This window comes from Terrimonas sp., from assembly GCF_003075435.1.
Taxonomy (GTDB): domain Bacteria; phylum Bacteroidota; class Bacteroidia; order Chitinophagales; family Chitinophagaceae; genus Agriterribacter.
In genome coordinates, this window is the sequence record NZ_QCZJ01000004.1 from 114009 (window position 1) to 132746 (window position 18738).

Consider the following 18738-nt stretch of genomic DNA (forward strand, 5'->3'; position numbering starts at 1 on the left):
GCAAACCTGATGTAAGCGTCAGCTATTCCTCCCTTACGGGCACCTTATCCAACTTACGTAAACGGGTAGCCGCAACAGTATTGTTATCCGCAGGATCAAACCCGGCCGCCAACCGGCAGGCAGCCACCTATTACAGTTATGACATCAGCGGTAATGTAAAGACCCTTACACAGGAAAATGCCGCACTTGCGGCAAGAGAAGCTGCATATGTAACCGGCAGCACGGGGCTGAAGCAGGTAAAATACGAATATGATTTAGTGAGCGGTAAAGTAAATAAGGTGTTGTACCAGGATGGCAAATGGGACCAGTTTTATTATCAATACATTTATGATGCAGATAATAGAGTAACAAAAGCTCTGAGCAGCCGCACCAATGACGGTGACCCTTATCTGTGGGTAACCGAAGCTCAATATCGTTACTACTTGCATGGACCGTTGGCAAGAGTGGAGTTAGGAAAGAACAAGGTGCAGGGGATGGATTATGCTTATACCCTTCAGGGCTGGCTGAAGGGCGTGAACGGACAGCTCTTAGACCCTGAGCGCGATATGAGCAAAGACGGCAAAGCAGGTGAACCCTTTGCCAATGTTGCAAGGGATGTGCTGGCATTTAGCCTGGGGTATTATGCAGACGATGATCCTACAGACGGTAAGGAAGAATATGATTATGTGCCGGTTGGAGGCATGACCAATGCACCGGCATTTAAAATACCATTCAGCGCACCGGCTTATGACAAATCAGGTGTGGTACGGGATAGTTATCATGGTAAGAATTTATTCAACGGTAATATCAGCAGCAGCACTTATGCAATCAGCCATATTGAATCAGGAGCGGCAAGAGGAAAGACATACAGATATGATCAGCTAAACCGGTTGACAGGAGCTGTTTTTAAAACAAATGTATTAACAACTTCATCCGGTAACTGGGGGTCAGGCACATCTTATTGGGGCTACCACATGGAAAGGTTTCAGTATGATGCGAACGGGAACATTAATTTGAAGTGGTGTCTGCCATATCCATTGTCCATGGCGGCGCAGAGAATGGATCAATTAAGTTATAAGTATAATGTGGATGGCAACAATAAATTGATCAATAACCGCCTGAATTATGTTACTGATCAAGCCGCAGCGGGAAATTTTCCGGATGATATAGACAGCCAGTCTCCCGATAATTATACTTATGATAAAACAGGAAATCTTATCGGTGATGTATCTGAAACAATCACCCGCATCAACTGGACGGTATATGGAAAGATAGCAAGTATAACCAAAGGTGGCAATCCCATGAGCTACGGCTATGATGCCGGTGGTAACCGTATAACCAAAACCGTAAGCGCCACCAAAGAAGATTATTATGTAAGAGATGCGCAGGGAAATGTATTAGCTTTGTACGGTTACGACAACAGTTCTTTTACATGGGCGGAGCAGCATTTGTATGGCAGCAGTCGTGTAGGCATGGTAACACCGGGTTTAGCTATACAAAGCAGCACACCACTTGCCAATGCCAGTTACAATGCCACTGGCGACCCGGTTACCAATGGTACTGAAGGTAAGAGAGTATATGAGCTGACCAATCATTTAGGTAATGTGATGGTAACCATTACCGACCGGAAGATAGGAGTGGATGAGAACAGTGATGCGGTGATTGATTATTATATAGCAGAAGTATTAACGGCGCAGGATTATTATGCATTTGGGTCGCTGATGCCGGGAAGAACATATTCCAATGCGGGAGCGAAATATAAGTACGGGTTTAATGGTAAGGAGAATGACAATGAGGTAAAGGGTGAGGGTAATCAGCAGGATTATGGGATGAGGATATATGACGCAAGGTTGGGGAGGTTTTTGAGTGTTGACCCTCTCTTTAAAGATTATCCTTGGAACAGTACTTATGCATATGCCGAGAATGAACCTATCGCAAATATTGATTTAGATGGATTAGAAAAAGTAAGAGCACCAGGTTTAGGAACCAAAATATGGAATGCTTTTACCGGTGATTATTATAAAACCAGGGCGCAGCAGTTTGCAGCTGATCACGGCATTGACGAGAAGAATATGTATTACCTCAATGATGCCCAAGTACCTGCGGGTCTAAGAAACGCCGATCAATCTAGCGTTATCAGTGGATATGGTGGTTCTGTAGTGATTTATCAACCTGTGCTAAATAAAGAAACAGGTGAAACAATTGAGTACAAGCATGTATTCTACAAATCAAATGCAGCGTCTGGTAGTTGGTGGAAGGGAAGCAATCAAGATGTTCTTAATCAGCATTGGGATTTGTATTGGGATGATGAAGGCAATCCGATGTTTACTTCCAATGAACTTTCAGGGATGACTATTGATGCTCCGATTGGAGGAGGAGCCGGTAAAGTAGCAAAAGGAGTTACTATATTAGGCGGTGCAGGAAAAGTTGCTAAAGCATGGACGATCTATCAGTTTATTGATAAAGCGAATGATCTTAAGCAATACACTGGCTTGACTGTAGATTATGTACGGAGAATAGGGCAGCATGCAGGGAGAGTTTTAACAGGTTCACAAGCAGAGGTAGTAAAGAATCTCCCTAGTAAAAACTTGGCAAGAGGAATCGAGCAATTATTTATTGAATATGGCAGGAAAGTGGGTGAGATATCAAACAAAATCAATAGCATTAATCCTAAAGGTAAAAATTATCAAAGTTTGATGGATAAAGCACTTGATTACCTGAAAAAGAATCGTTCCGATCTTGATTTTCTTTGGAAAGACAGAAAATGATTTTACAAAACAAAGGTTATGCGAAAACTTGTCAGCGGTAGTATAATAGAGGTTTATGTGAAAGAGATTAACCGATATGTCTACTTGAAGTATATAGATGTTCGTGAATTTATTGAGAAAATGAGCTATCCTTTCCAATTCAGGATACATAGATTCTTTTATAAGCAGCCATTAACATCTATTGAGAATTTAAATTTTTCGGATTTATTAATATCTCCACTTCATTTGACAGGGTTTAAAGAATTAATAAAGACTGGAGAATGGAAAGTTGTAGGTGTGCAGGATATAACCAATTACGACAAGCTACAGCATCATTACAAGATGGCATGGCCGCCTAGTTTAATTGTACTCTTTGATAATGTGGAACAGTGGCGAGTGCTGAAGAATATTAATAATGTAAACGAAGGTCAGATTGTTCCTTATTATCGTTGTGCACATTTGGAATATGCTGAAAATTTGGGAGCAAGTCATTTATTGCTGCGGGTTATTATTGAGTATTACAAAGCGAAGAGTCAGGAAGTAAATTTAGATAAATCGAAGTGGGGCAAATTTGATTATGTTTTGTACAGCAGATATGTAAATATGCCCTTGTATACCGAAGTTCCGGATGAGTTTAAGGGCAAACTTTTACCTGAGGATTATTCTAACTCCCCGTAATTTAAAATTATTGAGGATATATATGGATTAAATAAAACAGAACTTGAAGAATTTAAAGAATTGGATATTGTAGAACTACCAGTCGTATAGGTAATCATGACAATAGATATTGATAGGGTAATTTAGTAGTTGGATAATTGAAAGTAATAACAGCCTCATCCTGGCCCTGGTGCAGTGAGCGTCTCCTCAATCAGGTGCAAGATTGTAAATAATCATGATGCAGCCGTAGGCGTCTCGCTTGTACCGGGAAAGATTTTTATTTATGGCAAGAAAGAATTGATTGAATTATTATAAGTGATATAAACGGCGAGAGAATATACTACTTAAGATAAAAATGAATATTTATTGAACCACATTATAAACCTAAGCAAAATGAAAAAACAAATTTTATCAGTATCATTTTTATTATTTGCTTCCATAGCTTTTGCACAAATTCAGTTAAACCCAGGTTACGTAACAATCGGGCCTGTGGCTTATAAAACCAACTACTATACAACTGCTCACGGAAGCCTTTATTTGACAAATGACAATACCTCCACTAATTTCTTTCAGTTTGATATATGGAATGGCAGGATAGCCACCACAGGGAACTGGTGTGTTTTTTACAATTCACAAACCAGTACATTTAATGATCTTGCAGTTGGCACGGTATACAATTATTCAGATAGTCGTGCTAAAAGAAATGTGGCGCCAATAAAGTATGGTCTGTCATCACTCAGTAAATTAAAGCCTGTAAATTACAATCTCCTTAAAAATCCTTCTGGCCAGGCAGACCACCTGGAGCTTGGCTTGCTTGCACAGGAAGTAGAACAGGTAATGCCGGAACTGGTACGTACTGATGATGAAGGCAAGAAGCTGTTAAATTATGTTGGGCTAATTCCGGTTCTTATACAATCAATTAAGGATTTGCAGGCAGAAGTTGAGGCATTAAAAGCGGCAGCAGCTAAATAATAAAATTCCTTACAGTCGAGCTTGGAAGAATAGACATTATTAGGTGTTATATTAAATTGTGTGTACTTCCAAAAAAATTAATTATAAACAATACATCCATTGGTTCAGATGAAGATATTTTATGTTTGAGGTGAGCCTCAACCTGTTTCAACAAATGATTCCTGTTTAACCTCTGAATCTTCTCGGATCATTATTTAATTCTTTCCGGATGTTTAGTTTACATCAATTATTAGCAGGATTACTGTTAATAACGGCTATTTTGATGTTGTTACCTTTGAGAGGCGTGAAAAATTTAGTTGTTCCGTCTGTCAACATGGATGCCTTTATTGTGAAATCAAATGGCATTGTTAATTATTCCGTAATCAAGGCTAAAGCGTAAGTAAAATTCATTTCTTAAGCAGATTGTGCCTGGCTTTACCATAGGCTCATAGAAAAACAAATACATCTGCATATATCTGTATGAGCAAAAGGCGACACAATCACGATAAAATAAGTATATTGAATGGCAGTATCGTACAATGCTATATTTGAGAAAATAAGATTGTTAATAGCTGGTAATTGAATATTCTTGTTACCTAAAATTCTAAATGATGAATATGATGCCAACGCTCCGGTATCCATTTTTTATTGTGATGTGTATATTGTTCGTGTTTTTTTCCTGTAAGGACGCTCCGGAAAAAAAATACCCGGATGTAAAAACGGTTGAAGAAGAGATCAGGAGTTTTCAGCTGGCAGAAGGATTTACGGTCAGGAATGTAGCCGCAGAGCCGCAAATTGTTATGCCGGTTTCAATGGCTATTGATGAAGACGGCATAACCTATGTGGTGCAGATGAACGACTATCCATTTATTGCCGATGCTGTTAATGGAAAATGCTCTATAAAAGTATTGCTGGATCAGAATGATGATGGCGTCTATGATTCATCTATATTGTTTGTGGGCAAAGTGCCCGACATTACAAGTGTTATGCCCTTTAAAAAAGGACTGCTCGTAACCGCGGCACCACATATTTTTTATATGAAGGATACTACCGGTGATTTTGTGGCAGACAAAATTGATACCTTATTCAGTGGGTTCTTCACCGGTAATTCTGAAGCGCAGATCACTAATTTAACTTACGGATTGGATAACTGGATTTATGCGAACAACCACGGACAGGCCGGGCAGGTTACCTATTTACCCCAGGCCGGAAGTGCTCCTTTATCAATGGGTGGACATGATTTTCGTTTCAGGCCAGATAAAGGATTGTATGAAGCAGAAAGCGGCACAGGCCAGTATGGTTTAGCATTGAATGATTTTAATCACCGTTTCTATACACAGAATACACTGCACATTCAAACCAACCCTATTGCGTGGCGCTATCTTCACCGTCATGATGCCCTGGCTTCTTACAGGGCAGATAAAAATATTTCTGATCACGATCTTGAAATGTTTCAGCTTACTCCGCCGCCTTACTGGCGTAAGGTAAGAAGTGAAAGAAGACAGCATACCTATGATTCACTAAAGCTTAATCAAACAGAATGGCCTGACAAGCATTTTACCGGCGCATCTGGTGCCACTTTTTATGGTGGAGATGCTTTTCCAAAAGAATATTATGGTTCAATATTTACCGGTGACGTTGCAGGCAACTTAGTGCACAGGGATGTATTAACCAGAAATGAAGATGATATCGTTTATACTGCAAGCCGTGGTGGAAAAGAAAAAGATAAGGAGTTTCTTGCTTCCACTGACAGCTGGTTTCGCCCGGCAACATTTTATTCAGGTCCCGATGGCAACCTGTTTTTAATAGATATGTATCGTCAGCATATTGAAACGCCGGTTTCTATTCCGGAAGATTTAAAAGCCGGTATGGATTTTTATGCCGGTAATGATAAAGGCCGTATTTACCTTATTACTCCTGCAGACTACGATAGAAAAGATTATAAAAAGCCAAACCTGAGTATAGCGGCAACAACTGAGCTGGTAACTTTGCTTGCGCATCCTAATGCATGGTGGCGTACAACGGCGCAACGTTTAATTGTGGAGCGGCAGGATAAATCTGTGGCTGCTGCCTTGCGGGAATTACTTCAAACTGTTGCTGAACCTTCTGCAAAGCTTCGTGCTTTATATACATTGGATGGATTAGATGCCCTGACTGCTGGAGATATAACAATTGCATTGAATGATAAAGCGCCCGGCGTGAGGGAGCATGGTATTATGCTTGCAGAAAAGTTTCCTGCACTGGCAGGTGAAATTGTAAAAGCAATAGATGAACCTGCAAAATTTGTAGCATTCCAGGCAGTGCTTAGTGCCGGTAATCTTTCAAAGGATAAAGCCATTCCTGCATTGGTTCATGCTTTAGATAAGTATAGTGCTGATTCTTTGTTTACAGTGGCAGTATTAACCTCTGAACCCGGTATCAGTGCCGCAATGTTACCGGCGCTTGAAAAGACTGGCTATTTTAAAACAGATGGTAAGTTTAAGCAGGGATATGTCGCCGCAGTTGCATATGCATCCGGCTTCCGGGATGATGCCGGTAGTGCGCCTGCGCTGATGAAACTGTTATCTTCTCCTGTTGTTACGGAAAACAGTGCCTGGGAAAAGTCTCTGATCAGCGGATTGATGAAAGGCGTTAAGGCCTCAAAACGCACGAAGCATTCTGCTGAGCTAACAGCAGTAATAAAAAAGCTTGCTGAAAAAACAAAAGATGAGGATTTGCGAAAATTATTGAGCGCTTCCTGATTATGACCGGTGATGATTGTTCTTTATTAATAACTACCCGGATTAATGAAAAAGGTTGATATGTATGACAGACGACGGTTTCTGAAACAGGGTTTTGGCTATATTTCCATATTAGCCATTGGCGGTGTAGTATGGGGAGCATGTAACAGTGGCAATGTTTCCAAAGAACAGAAACCTGCTGCCAACGCTTCTGAAGAGCCGCCGGAAAAAGTTCCGGCTTCTTCAGATCCCTGTGATATTACTGCTTTAACCGAACAGGATATCAAAAACAGGAAGGCTTTGGGCTATGTTGAAGATACACCCATCCCGGAAAAAACATGTGACAGTTGTAAATTATTTATACCGGCAAATGATATAAAGCAATGTGGTACATGCGCTTTATTTAAGGGACCTGTTCAACCGGGAGGATACTGTACTTACTGGGCTGATAAAACAATATGACTAAATTAAAATTCAGGCATGTATAAAGTGAAATTGTTAATAGCTTTTGCAGCATTGTTGCTGGCAACGCACCAGGAGCTATACGCACAACAATTAAAGATCGCTGTTTTTGAAGTGAACGCCACACCGCCGCTGGGAAGCCCGGTAGCATACGCGAAAGCACGTTCTGTTACTGATTCACTAAGCGCAAGGGGCATTGTATTTATTACGGATAGTTTGCCGGTAGTATTTTGCGTTGTTGACTGGATTGGTATTTCAAACGAAGGTCATGATGTCTGGCGAAAACAACTGGCCGCCGCCGCGGGTACAACTATTGACCGAGTTTCCGTACATGCATTGCACCAGCATGACGGGCCAAGATGTGATTACACTATTGAAAGAATAATGATGGAATACGGGTTGGGTGGGCAAAGTATTGATAATCGTTTTACAAATGATGTAATTATAAGAGCAGGCGGGGCCTTACGTAAGGCAATGAATAATGCTGTGCCTGTAACACATATCGGGATCGGCCAGGCTAAGGTAGATAGCGTTGCCTCTAACAGGCGGGTGGATAAAGACGGTAATATCGTAACACGGTATAGCAAAGCAACAGACTCTTTTTTGGTGAATGCACCTGAAGGAGTGATCGATCCCTGGCTTAAATGCATAAGTTTTTGGAATGGGAAAAAACCGGTAACCGCACTCACTTTTTATACTACACATCCACAAAGCTATTATGGGCAGGGCGATGTTACCTGCGAATTTGTAGGTATAGCAAGAAATGACCTGGAAAAAAAGCTTGGCATACCACTGATTCATTTTAATGGCGCCAGCGGTAATATAGCGGCTGGTAAATACAATGACGGATCAGTGCAACGCAGGGTGGTTTTAGCCAATAGGGTAGAAGCGGGTATGCTGAAAGCCTGGGAAAATACAACATTGACCAAGCTGAAACCCGGTGATATATCCTGGCGCACTGTTGGTGCAGCTCTTCCGCTGAATGATTATATTAAAGAAGACAGGCTGAGGCATATGTTAACAAATGACAGCCTGAATATTCACATGAAGCTCAGAGCCGCTGAAAAGCTGGCCTGGTATCAAAGAAATACTTCCGGGCTATTGGTTGATGTGGCAGCATTGCGGTTAGGAAAAATATGGATGTTGAGTTTGCCCGGCGAAAGTTTTGTAGAATACCAGCTTGCGGCACAGCAAATGGAACTTAGCGGTGTAGTATGTACTGCTGCATATGGAGATTATGGCCCAGGGTACATCGGAACAAAGAAATCTTATTTTGAAAACGGAGGCTATGAAACATCAGACCTTGTTTCAGGAACCGGGCCAGGTGTGGAAGAAGTGTTGCTGAAAGCAATAGAAACTGTGTTACGGCAGTAAGTGAAATAAGCGGTATTGGTTTGACATAAAATCAGCATGATGCTTGCAAAAGGATATTCTGTCTTTATCTCTTGGGTGTTGATCCAAATACACTGTCAATCAATTGATACGCCAGCCGTTTTTCCTGTAAAGGAAAATCATGACCACTATCGGGATAGCATACACGAAGATTACCGGGTACATTCATAAACGCATATACTGATGCTATACGGGTTATTCCTTTTTTTACACCTGCTGCACTAAAGTTGGCATCATTTAATGGTGAATTTGAAAAGAAAGTACGGGGAGCTATAGCTGCTATCGTCTCATCAAAGTCAAAAGGAATTTTGTCCGGATCAAGATGATATTTATCTCTTATCAGCGGCATATACCTGTTCTGTGCCCAGGGCCATAACTTACCACCATACTTTTGAGCAGCAGCCGTATCTCCGTTAAAATAATCATGCACTAAAGTCCATCCGCAACTACTCACCACTACTTTTAACCGGTTATCAAAAGCTCCGGTGAATATGGCATTATGACCACCGAGGGAGTGCCCTATCACACCAATCCTGTCGGGATCAACATCCGGCAATGATTGCAACAGGTCAATGCAACGCATATTGTTAAAAATGTTTTTCATGGTTCCTGATTCATAACGATCCGCATTAAAATCATAATCTTTCAGATCGCCGAAACCCGGGTAATCCGGTGCTATCACAATATACCCACGTTGTGCGAGCTCTTTGGCATAGGCAAGGTTGATATAAGGTCCTTGTCCATCAACGCTTTTTTTTCCGATAAGTTCTGTTTGATGAAGCGCCAGCATGGCTGGAATCTTTTTATTTTTTTTCCGTTTAACAGGAATATACAAGAACGCCGGCAGGGTTTCACCGGCAGCTACCGTAAATTGTATGGTATAGCGGGTATATGTCTTTGAGGTCAGGCTGTCGAGCACCTGTGTGTTGAAGGGAGGAAGATGTTTTCTTTCGGGCAGCTTGCCCATAACTGCCTGCATGCCATCCAGTATCTGCAGTCGCCTGGTGTTCCATTCCTCTACGGTATGAACCGGCTTTCTATTACCGGTCTTATCTATATAATAAAGCAAAGTGCTGCCCGGTAAACTGTCTGTTTTCCCCGTTATATATCCGGGAGGAAGGGCAGGTAACGATGGTATTGCAGCAGGCAGGCTTGTAAGCATTACAATAATGAGCGGCCACCTGCTACAAATATTTCTGCCCATGTTTTTCATTTTTTCAGAAAAACAATTGTTCCGTTTTTAACAACCGTTTCAATATCAATGGAACTGTCATTCCTTGTAAAAATCACCATATCATTAACCGGGGCTGTGTAACCAGTGCTGTTGTGTAACAGGAAATCCTGTATATTAACAGATGCCATTTGCCATGCGGTTTTAAGATCAAACAGTTTATGTTCGAGCAGTGTTTCAACGTTTTCCGGTAAAGATTTTGCAGCGCCTGCAAGAATGCCTGGTTCGGCTTTTAAAGAAACTCTCTTATTTTCATCGAGCACCACATCACCGCCTATATGCCGCGTATATGCCCCTGGTTTCATACCGGCAAAGCAGGTGGCATCACTTACAATCATGGTTTTGTGTTGCTTGGTTTTTTGCACAACTTTAATAAACGTGTCAGGAATATGAATACCATCTGCAATGATACATGCGTATAGTTCATCTTCTGATAATTGATCCCAGATAATATTGGGATGACGGGCAAGCATAAGCGGCACACCATTGCCGATATGTGTTGACATGCTTGCTCCCACTTTTACCGCGTTGCTTATTTGTGTATTGCTGGCGATGGAATGTCCTATTGAAACTATCACCCCGCTCTGTACACATTTTTTGATGAAATCCTCTGCATTGCTCCATTCAGGAGAAATGGTAACAATTTTTATGCTGTCTTTGGCCGCTTCCTGGAATTTTTTGAACAGTTCCCAATCCGGTGCTTTAATATATAATTCATCATGAGCGCCTTTGGCGCCGTTAGCCGGGGATATAAAGGGGCCTTCAAGATGAATACCGCCAATGCAGTTATTAACCAATGGATCAATTTCGCAAGCCTTTACTATAGTACCAAGCAGCGCAATAATACTTTCATCTGAATTAGTGATTACTGTCGGGTAAAATGTTGTTACACCCCGGCTCAGCAAATATTCAGTGGCACTGATAACATCATCTGTAGTGAGCGTAGTATCATTAAAGTCAATTCCATTAATGCCATTGATCTGAAGGTCTGTTAACCCGGGTGCTGTATAGAACCGGCTGTTGATTTCACCGGTTTTTTCAACGGATAATAACAAGCCATTGCTGAAAGAAATATTTTCATTTTCTCCTGTTATGCAATTTTTGCATGATAAAACCTTAATTCCCGTATCACTCAATGATGTTTTCATAATATTAATTTTGAGTTGATTTTTTTAAAGATGCCATCAGGTTTATAACCTTTTCAGGTACAGCAGGGGTTAACAACCCGGTAATAATATACACAGCAGCAGCAACTATCGTAGGCAGGCCTACTTCAAGCGCCAAACTGTTAAATGTAATATTTTTAGTGATGATAAATGTAATAATACCTGCGGCAATGGAAGCAATGGCAGCCTTTGAGCCACATGTTTTAAATGCGGGCAGTAACCCGAATAATAAAGGCAGGGCTGTTGGTCCAAGCAGTGCGCCAAACCATTTTACGATCAGCCCAAGCACTCCACCAAACCTTTCATAATTTATGGCTACAACAATGGTGGCAAGTGTAAACAGGAAGGTAGTTATGCGGGCAGTACGTAAAGGATTTTTATCGTTCGCAAATTGCTTTGATAATACAGGAAGAATATCCCTGGTAATAACGGCTGCAATAGTGTTCACATCAGACGATGTCATTCCCATTGTAGCTGCAAACAGTGAGGCAATAACCAGACCTATCATTCCTGCGGGAAGCATTTCAAGCATAAGTCTTCCGTAAGATGTACCGGGGTCTTCCAATCCCGGAAGTATTATGGGCGATGCCCACATAGGAAAGAATAAAATCAACGGCCAGATAAGATACAAAAACCCCGATAACCATGCGGCTTTTGATGCTTCCTTTTCTGAAGGGGAGGAAATATATCTTGTAGCCAGGCTCCACATTCCTCCATTGTAACTCAGAAAGTATAGAAAGAACATAATGCCTACAAACCCTGCTGTATACGGATCATTAAACAACTGGCTGTGTTCGGGTGGTAATTGTTTCCAGATGCCTGTTATGGATGCTGTACCTCCAAGCCGTTTAACCACCAGTACAAACATTACTATACTGCCCACCAATTGCACAATAAATTGTATAAGATCGGTAATGATCACGCCCCATAATCCTCCGAATGTTACATAAATTAAAGTAACAATACCTGATATAAGAATACCTTGTGTCATAGGTATACCGGCAACCACATGCAATAATATTCCTATAGCGGCCCACTTGGCGCCTACATCAAATACTTTTAGCAGCGTGCCGCTCCATGCCATAATTTGTTGTGTGGCGAGATTGTACCTTGTTTTAAGATATTCCAATGGTGATTGTATGTGAAAGTTTTTCCGGAGGCGAAACCAGTATACCGGGAAGATTTTGGCGCTTGCCATAATAACAATGGCAACGGGGAATGCCCACCACATATACATTGTAAAGCCATGGGTATATGCTACGGCAGCATATGCAACAAACACGGCACCACTATGTCCTGATACATGGTGGGATATGCCGGATAGCCACCAGGGAAGCTTTCCCCCGGCAACAAAATAATCTTCCGAGCTTTTACTTCTAAAATAAGACAGGATGCCTATTACGATCATGCTCAGGAAAAAAAGCGCAACTACAAAAATATCTATAGGGTGAAGTGACATTTAATAAGGTTGGTCAGTTAAAAAGAGGTTCATCTTGTATACTATTACAGGATTTGTGGTTTTAAACAGAAGGCTCCCAGCCCGGTGCATATTGCCTTTTCCACATGGCTGCTGCTTCCTTATTGCCGATGATATGCCCGTTGGTATTATCAATTTTTAACTCACCGGAGGTGCGCTGGGCAATATTGGCTAATTGATTCAACAGGGTACTTTTATGTCCTGTTTCAATATCTGCGTTCAATGCTGTTCCTTTTCTTATACTATCAAAAAAGTTCTGAATGTGCAGGGCATCTAAAGCTTGTGAAGGGTTAACGGTATTTCCTGCATCTACCGGCGCTTCGTCTTTTACTTCTTTGATAAGCTTGTTTTTCAGATCATATATTTTGTATGCATTCCCCGCACTGATCACCAGGCTGCCGTTTTCTCCATAAAATATTACACCAACACTTGAATCTTCAATGTTACGGTTGTTACAGCTCCTGCCTTCCCATTCGATCATGGTGTTATTACCAAATGTCCAGGTTACCACCTGTGTGTCCGGTGTTTCCCAATCATCTTTATAGCGGAAGCGACCGCCGGTAGAAGCTACTGTTTTCGGGTATTCAACTTCCATGCCCCAGCGGAGAAGATCAATTGTATGTACGCCGTTATTGCCTCCTTCTCCTGTGCCCCAGTTCCAGAACCAGTGCCAGTTATAATGAAGAATATTGTCCCTGTAATCTTCACGCGGCGCAGGTCCCTGCCACAGTTCATAATTCAGCCATGATGGTATAGCTGTTTTTGTTCCCGTGCCGATGGAAGGGCGATTATTAGCATACCATCCTTTGCCATAATAAGCGCGGCCTATTGCCCCATCTTTAACTTCCTGTATTGCCTGTATGACATTAGGCCACGAGCGGCGTTGTGAACCCATCTGCACTTTGCGTTTGTATTTTTTAGCCGCAGCCACCAAAAGTTCTCCTTCGCGGGGGTTATGAGAGCAGGGCTTTTCTACATATACATGTTTACCTGCTTTACAGGAGAGAATGGCAGCAGGAGCATGCCAATGATCAGGCGTTGCAATTATCATGGCTTCCACTGCTTTGTCTTCAAGCGCTTTTCTGAAGTCGCCGGCGGCTTTTGGTGCTGAGTCCTGGATTTTTGTTACCGTATCAACGCATTTATCCATAGCGCGGCTGTCTACATCGCTTATATAAATAACCTCACAGTTTTTCTGGCTTGAAAAGTTCTGAGCCAATGCAAGTCCTCTGGCATTCACTCCCATAATAGCCACCTGTATTCTTTCATTGGCACCTGCAATACGGGCATAGCTTTTAGCGCTGAATCCTGGTAAAATGCCACCAATTGAAACAGCGGCTGAAGCAGCCAAAGAATTTTTCAGGAAGACTCTTCTTGATCTTTTCATAAAATGATTGTTTAATACCGGCTCGGGTATATGGAATGCTAAAAATGATTAATAGATTTTTTTCAACTTAGTGTGTGCTTCGCTGTTAGCCTTCTTCCATACTGATTCCAGGGAAACAGCTGCACTTTTTTTACGTTTGCTAACATCCGCGGCTTCCATAAAAGCTAATATTTCCAGGGTCTCTTCCGCTTTAACAGGAGGAATGCCGGTATTGAAGAACTTTATAATTTCTTTTAGCAGCGGTTCATATCCCTGTAAGGGCCCGAGCACGGCGGTGCCATTGTCTCCAAAAGCAGTGCCCCCATATAAATGTTTACCACTTCTTGTTCCTCTGAAGGTACCGGTTTTTCCGTCGGTCCAGCTACCCACAGCTATATCTGTATTGTCTGTGTGAATACGAACAACTTCCTTACAGCCTGTGCCCATTACGGTATAAAGCAGTTCAACTCCATGAATACCATACCAGAAGAAATCAGGATGTGTTTTTTCCAGCACACATGGGCTGTAAGCATCCGCGCCAACTACCTTACCGATCTTGCCGTTTACTACTTCCTGTGCTGAAGTCATATACCGTAATGATGAGGAGGAGAATACCGGGGCGCCATAATGTTTTGCTGCCTCAAAAATAGCAATGCCGTCTGCAAGAGAGGCTGATACCGGCTTATCAATAAATACACTCTTGCCGGATTGTAATACGGGTATAGCTTGTTCCAGGTGGCGGCGGCCATCGTTGGTTTCGAGTAATACCACATCCACTTTTTGTAAAAGTTCTTCTATGCTGTTCACGATTTCCACACCCAGCGCTTTTACCTTTTCCGTATACTCAGGAATTCGTTTTACGGATGATTCAATATCCAGGCTTCCCTGCGGATATGCTGCAATAATCTTATAGCCATCATAATCCGGTGATGGATTTTGCTGGTTAAACACCCGGGTAAATTCTATACTATGAGATGTGTCAAGCCCGATGATGCCCACTCTTTTTCCGGTTGCAACTGTGCTGGCAAAAACAGGCGAAAAAGATCCGGCTAAAGGCAGCCCTATACCTGTGATGAGCGTGTTTTTTATAAACTGTCTGCGGGGTGTGGTTTTTTTGATCATAAATATATTTGTAAATAATATCTAATGCCGGCAAAAGAATTCAATCAGTCATCTGGTTAAATAAAATCAGCGTATTCCTGGTAGTGTTGAATACAAGGAAGCAAAAAGAACTTTTTAATTAAATTAATTTTAGTGTACGTAAACAAATATAATTTTTTTTAAAACATAATATTTGATTGTTGTACCGTTCAGGCTGATGCAAAAGAAATTATTATATCCAATGGGAAATAGATAATAATAATTGTATTTTTCCTTTGAAAAAGAATCTATGAAGAAAATAGGATTTTTATCGTTTGGGCATTGGGCTAATCATCCTGCTTATAAAACCCGTACTGCGAGCGACACTTTACTTCAATCTGTTGATCTGGCTGTTGCTGCTGAAGCGCTTGGTTTAGACGGTGCCTATTTCCGTGTGCATCATTTTGCGGCTCAGTTAGCATCGCCGTTCCCTTTGCTTTCAGCTATCGGCGCAAAAACAAGCAGAATAGAAATTGGAACAGGTGTGATTGATATGCGTTATGAAAATCCATTGTATATGGTAGAAGATGCCGGCGCGGCTGATTTAATTTCGCGTGGGCGATTGCAACTGGGGATCAGCAGGGGATCGCCGGAGCAGGTAATTGATGGGTGGCGCTATTTTGGATATGAGCTGCAGGAAGGGGAAACTGATGCAGATATGGGCCGCCGTAAAGCCCTGGAATTCTTGGATAAGTTAAAAGGTGTTGGTTTTGCTCAGCCTAACCCTAACCCCATGTTTCCGAACCCGCCGGGACTACTGCGTTTGGAACCATATGCTGAAGGCTTGCGGGATCGTATCTGGTGGGGTGCCGCTTCTAATGCTACGGCTGTTTGGGCGGCTGAAAATGAAATGTATCTTCAAAGTTCTACCCTTAAATATGATGAAAGTGGAAAACCTTTTCATATACAGCAGGCTGAGCAGATCAGGTTATACAAAGAGGCATGGAAAAAAGCAGGGCACCGGCGCGAACCAAGAATTTCCGTGAGTCGTTCTATTTTTGCCCTGGTAACCGAACAGGACCATTACTATTTTGGACAGGAAGCAAACCGCGCAGATACCATCGGGATGATTGAACAGGATAAACGTGCCATCTTTGGCAGAAGTTATGCTGCGGAACCCGATCAGCTTATAAAAGAATTGGCAGCAGATGAAGCGATTAAGGAAGCAGATACAATTCTTTTAACAATACCCAATACCTTAGGTGTTGATTATAATGTGCATGTACTGTCTTCAATTTTAGAGCATGTCGCACCCGGATTAGGTTGGCGTTAATTTATCTGCCGGAACGTTAATCCTATATGAGCATTGAAATTTTTACCTCCTACCTTGTTGACAGGAGCAGCGCCGTGTAACATCGCCTGTACGGGAGGTATCTACCGTAGCAATAGTACCTGCATACGAAATTTGAATATATCCCGTGAATTTAATGATACTAAGAAGCTGTTTAAAATTAGTCTTTTAAATAACCCATGATATATTTCCTGCCACGAATTCCGGTGTTCGCATCGGGGAACAGGATTTGCTACACAAAGAGCCACAAAGCATACACAAAGTTACACAGAGTGTTTTATTATGCTTTGTGGCTCTTTGTGTATCCTTCGCGTACCTCTGTGAAATAACCAGGTTATTACGCCGGAATTATTCGTGGTAATGCGTGTGATTCGTGGCTAAAAGTGTCGCAATCATTATATCAAAAAATCCCCGTAATCGTTTTTAAACGGCTTCTAAGAAAAGCCCGTATATTTGCAGATCTGAATTTTTAAGTAACCCAAAATGTAGAATATAATTTCTTTCAGGCAAACAAGAACCACAACCGCGAGGCGGTTATTGTGAATTTTAATATACGAAAGAAATTATGTTGATTTTAGAGGATATCTCATACACTCATCCTAATAAGGAGTTACTGCTTAACAACGTTAGTCTTATTGTAAACGATCACGAAAAGATAGCATTGACCGGCAATAACGGAACAGGAAAATCTACCCTGCTCAAAATTATTGCCGGCGAACTGCAGCCTTCGGGTGGGCTATTGAAGGTTGATATACAACCTTATTATATTCCGCAAATTTTCGGGCAATATAATCATTTAACTATTGCACAGGCATTGAGCATTGATCATAAGCTTGATGCACTGAAAGCAATGCTGAATGGAAATGTTACTGAAGAAAATTATGCATTGCTTAACGATGACTGGACGATTGAAGAACGCTGTAATGAAGCTTTATTGCATTGGCAACTGACAAATATAAACCTGTCGCAAAAGATGGAAACCCTGAGCGGCGGACAAAAAACGAAGGTCTTTCTCGCCGGTATTTTTATTCATTATCCTGGATTAATATTGCTGGATGAGCCTAGCAACCACCTGGATGTTTCGGGCAGGCAATTATTATATGAATTTATCCGGTCTACAAAAAGCACACTGATTATCGTAAGCCACGACAGGAAACTGTTGAATATTTTAAATGTTACTTGCGAATTGAGTAAACATGGCATTAAATCGTATGGTGGTAATTACAATTTTTATAAAGAACAAAAGCAAATTGAGCATAATGCTTTAAGCCAGGATATTCAGAGCAAAGAAAAATCTTTGCGGAAAGCCAAAGAAAAAGAACGGGAAACATTGGAGCGCCAGCAAAAGCTTGACGGACGTGGAAAGAGAAAACAGGAAAAAGCAGGGGTGGCCCGAATAATGATGAATACTTTACGAAACAATGCTGAAAACAGTACATCAAAACTCAAAAGTATTCATGCAGAAAAAACAGATAGTATTTCACAGGAGCTTCAGGAGCTGCGTTCTGTATTGCCCGATATGGATAAAATGAAATTTGGCTTTGATAATTCTTCATTACACAAAGGGAAAATTTTATTTACAGCATCGGATATCAACTATGCTTATTCCGGTCAACCTCTTTGGAAAGAGCCGCTTAATTTTCAGATAGTAAGCGGGGAACGTATTGTTTTAAGCGGAGCGAATGGTTCTGGAAAAACAACCCTGATCAAATTGATTTTGGGAAATATAGCCCCGCAAACAGGAATAGTTAACAGGGCAGAGAACAGGTCGGTTTATATTGACCAGGATTATTCTTTAATTAATAATGAGCTGAACGTTTACGAACAGGCACAACGGTTCAATACTTCCGCTTTGCAGGAGCATGAAATTAAAATCAGGCTGAACCGCTTCTTATTTACCAGGGAGGATTGGGATAAGCCTTGTGGCGCATTGAGCGGTGGTGAAAGAATGCGTTTGTTGCTTTGTTGCCTGACGATTAATGGCAAGCCCCCGGATATTATTATGCTCGATGAACCAACAAATAATTTAGATATTCAAAATATTGAAATACTAACAGCGGCTGTAAAGGAATACCAGGGCACACTGATTGTTGTATCTCACGATGAAACCTTTTTGGCACAAATTAATATAGAAAGGAAAATAGAACTTTAAAAAAGCA

The 18738-nt window shown here is 41.4% G+C and carries 13 protein-coding genes; 8 read left to right on the forward strand and 5 right to left on the reverse strand.

What is annotated here, in order from left to right:
• Nucleotides 1-80: 80 nt before the first annotated feature.
• The 6 genes from DC498_RS06510 (at nt 81) to DC498_RS06535 (ending at nt 8890) form a co-directional block, all read left to right on the forward strand.
• Nucleotides 81-2747: an RHS repeat domain-containing protein gene (locus DC498_RS06510; protein ID WP_116873339.1), complete on the forward strand. Its 2667-nt coding sequence runs from the start codon at nt 81-83 to the stop codon at nt 2745-2747.
• A gap of 18 nt (nt 2748-2765) precedes the next feature.
• Nucleotides 2766-3404 (forward strand): hypothetical protein, encoded by a 639-nt coding sequence (locus DC498_RS06515; RefSeq protein WP_116873340.1) that lies wholly within the window; start codon nt 2766-2768, stop codon nt 3402-3404.
• Nucleotides 3405-3776: 372 nt separating this feature from the next.
• Nucleotides 3777-4355, forward strand: a complete 579-nt coding sequence (locus tag DC498_RS06520; protein ID WP_116873341.1) for a tail fiber domain-containing protein — start codon at nt 3777-3779, stop codon at nt 4353-4355.
• 596 nt (nt 4356-4951) lie between these two features.
• A complete protein-coding gene (locus tag DC498_RS06525; RefSeq protein ID WP_165813774.1) occupies nt 4952-7075 on the forward strand; it encodes a PVC-type heme-binding CxxCH protein in 2124 nt (707 codons plus the stop codon).
• 45 nt (nt 7076-7120) lie between these two features.
• Nucleotides 7121-7516: a hypothetical protein gene (locus DC498_RS06530; protein WP_116873343.1), complete on the forward strand. Its 396-nt coding sequence runs from the start codon at nt 7121-7123 to the stop codon at nt 7514-7516.
• Between the two features lie 18 nt (nt 7517-7534).
• Nucleotides 7535-8890: a hypothetical protein gene (locus DC498_RS06535; RefSeq protein WP_116873344.1), complete on the forward strand. Its 1356-nt coding sequence runs from the start codon at nt 7535-7537 to the stop codon at nt 8888-8890.
• A gap of 64 nt (nt 8891-8954) precedes the next feature.
• Here the strand turns inward: DC498_RS06535 and DC498_RS06540 are convergent, their stop codons facing one another.
• From DC498_RS06540 to DC498_RS06560, 5 genes are all read right to left on the reverse strand, one after another.
• Nucleotides 8955-10112, reverse strand: a complete 1158-nt coding sequence (locus tag DC498_RS06540; RefSeq protein WP_206197543.1) for an alpha/beta hydrolase — start codon at nt 10110-10112, stop codon at nt 8955-8957.
• Nucleotides 10113-10117: 5 nt separating this feature from the next.
• A complete protein-coding gene (locus DC498_RS06545; protein ID WP_116873345.1) occupies nt 10118-11287 on the reverse strand; it encodes an N-acetylglucosamine-6-phosphate deacetylase in 1170 nt (389 codons plus the stop codon).
• Between the two features lie 4 nt (nt 11288-11291).
• Nucleotides 11292-12764 (reverse strand): sodium:solute symporter family protein, encoded by a 1473-nt coding sequence (locus tag DC498_RS06550; RefSeq protein WP_116873346.1) that lies wholly within the window; start codon nt 12762-12764, stop codon nt 11292-11294.
• Nucleotides 12765-12825: 61 nt separating this feature from the next.
• On the reverse strand, nt 12826-14169 hold the full coding sequence (locus DC498_RS06555) for a Gfo/Idh/MocA family protein (protein WP_116873347.1): 1344 nt from the start codon (nt 14167-14169) through the stop codon (nt 12826-12828).
• A 48-nt stretch (nt 14170-14217) separates the two neighbouring features.
• The gene (locus DC498_RS06560) at nt 14218-15270 is read right to left on the reverse strand and encodes a Gfo/Idh/MocA family protein (protein WP_116873348.1); all 1053 of its coding nucleotides are present in this window, start codon (nt 15268-15270) and stop codon (nt 14218-14220) included.
• A 268-nt stretch (nt 15271-15538) separates the two neighbouring features.
• On the opposite strand from DC498_RS06560, the gene DC498_RS06565 reads away from it, so the two are divergent.
• Together DC498_RS06565 and abc-f are read left to right on the forward strand one after the other, a co-directional pair.
• Nucleotides 15539-16561 carry an LLM class flavin-dependent oxidoreductase gene (locus DC498_RS06565; protein WP_116873349.1) on the forward strand — a complete coding sequence of 341 codons (1023 nt, stop codon included), beginning with the start codon at nt 15539-15541 and terminating at the stop codon, nt 16559-16561.
• A gap of 583 nt (nt 16562-17144) precedes the next feature.
• Nucleotides 17145-18731 (forward strand): ribosomal protection-like ABC-F family protein, encoded by a 1587-nt coding sequence (gene abc-f / locus DC498_RS06570; protein WP_116873350.1) that lies wholly within the window; start codon nt 17145-17147, stop codon nt 18729-18731.
• The last annotated feature ends 7 nt before the right edge of the window (nt 18732-18738 follow it).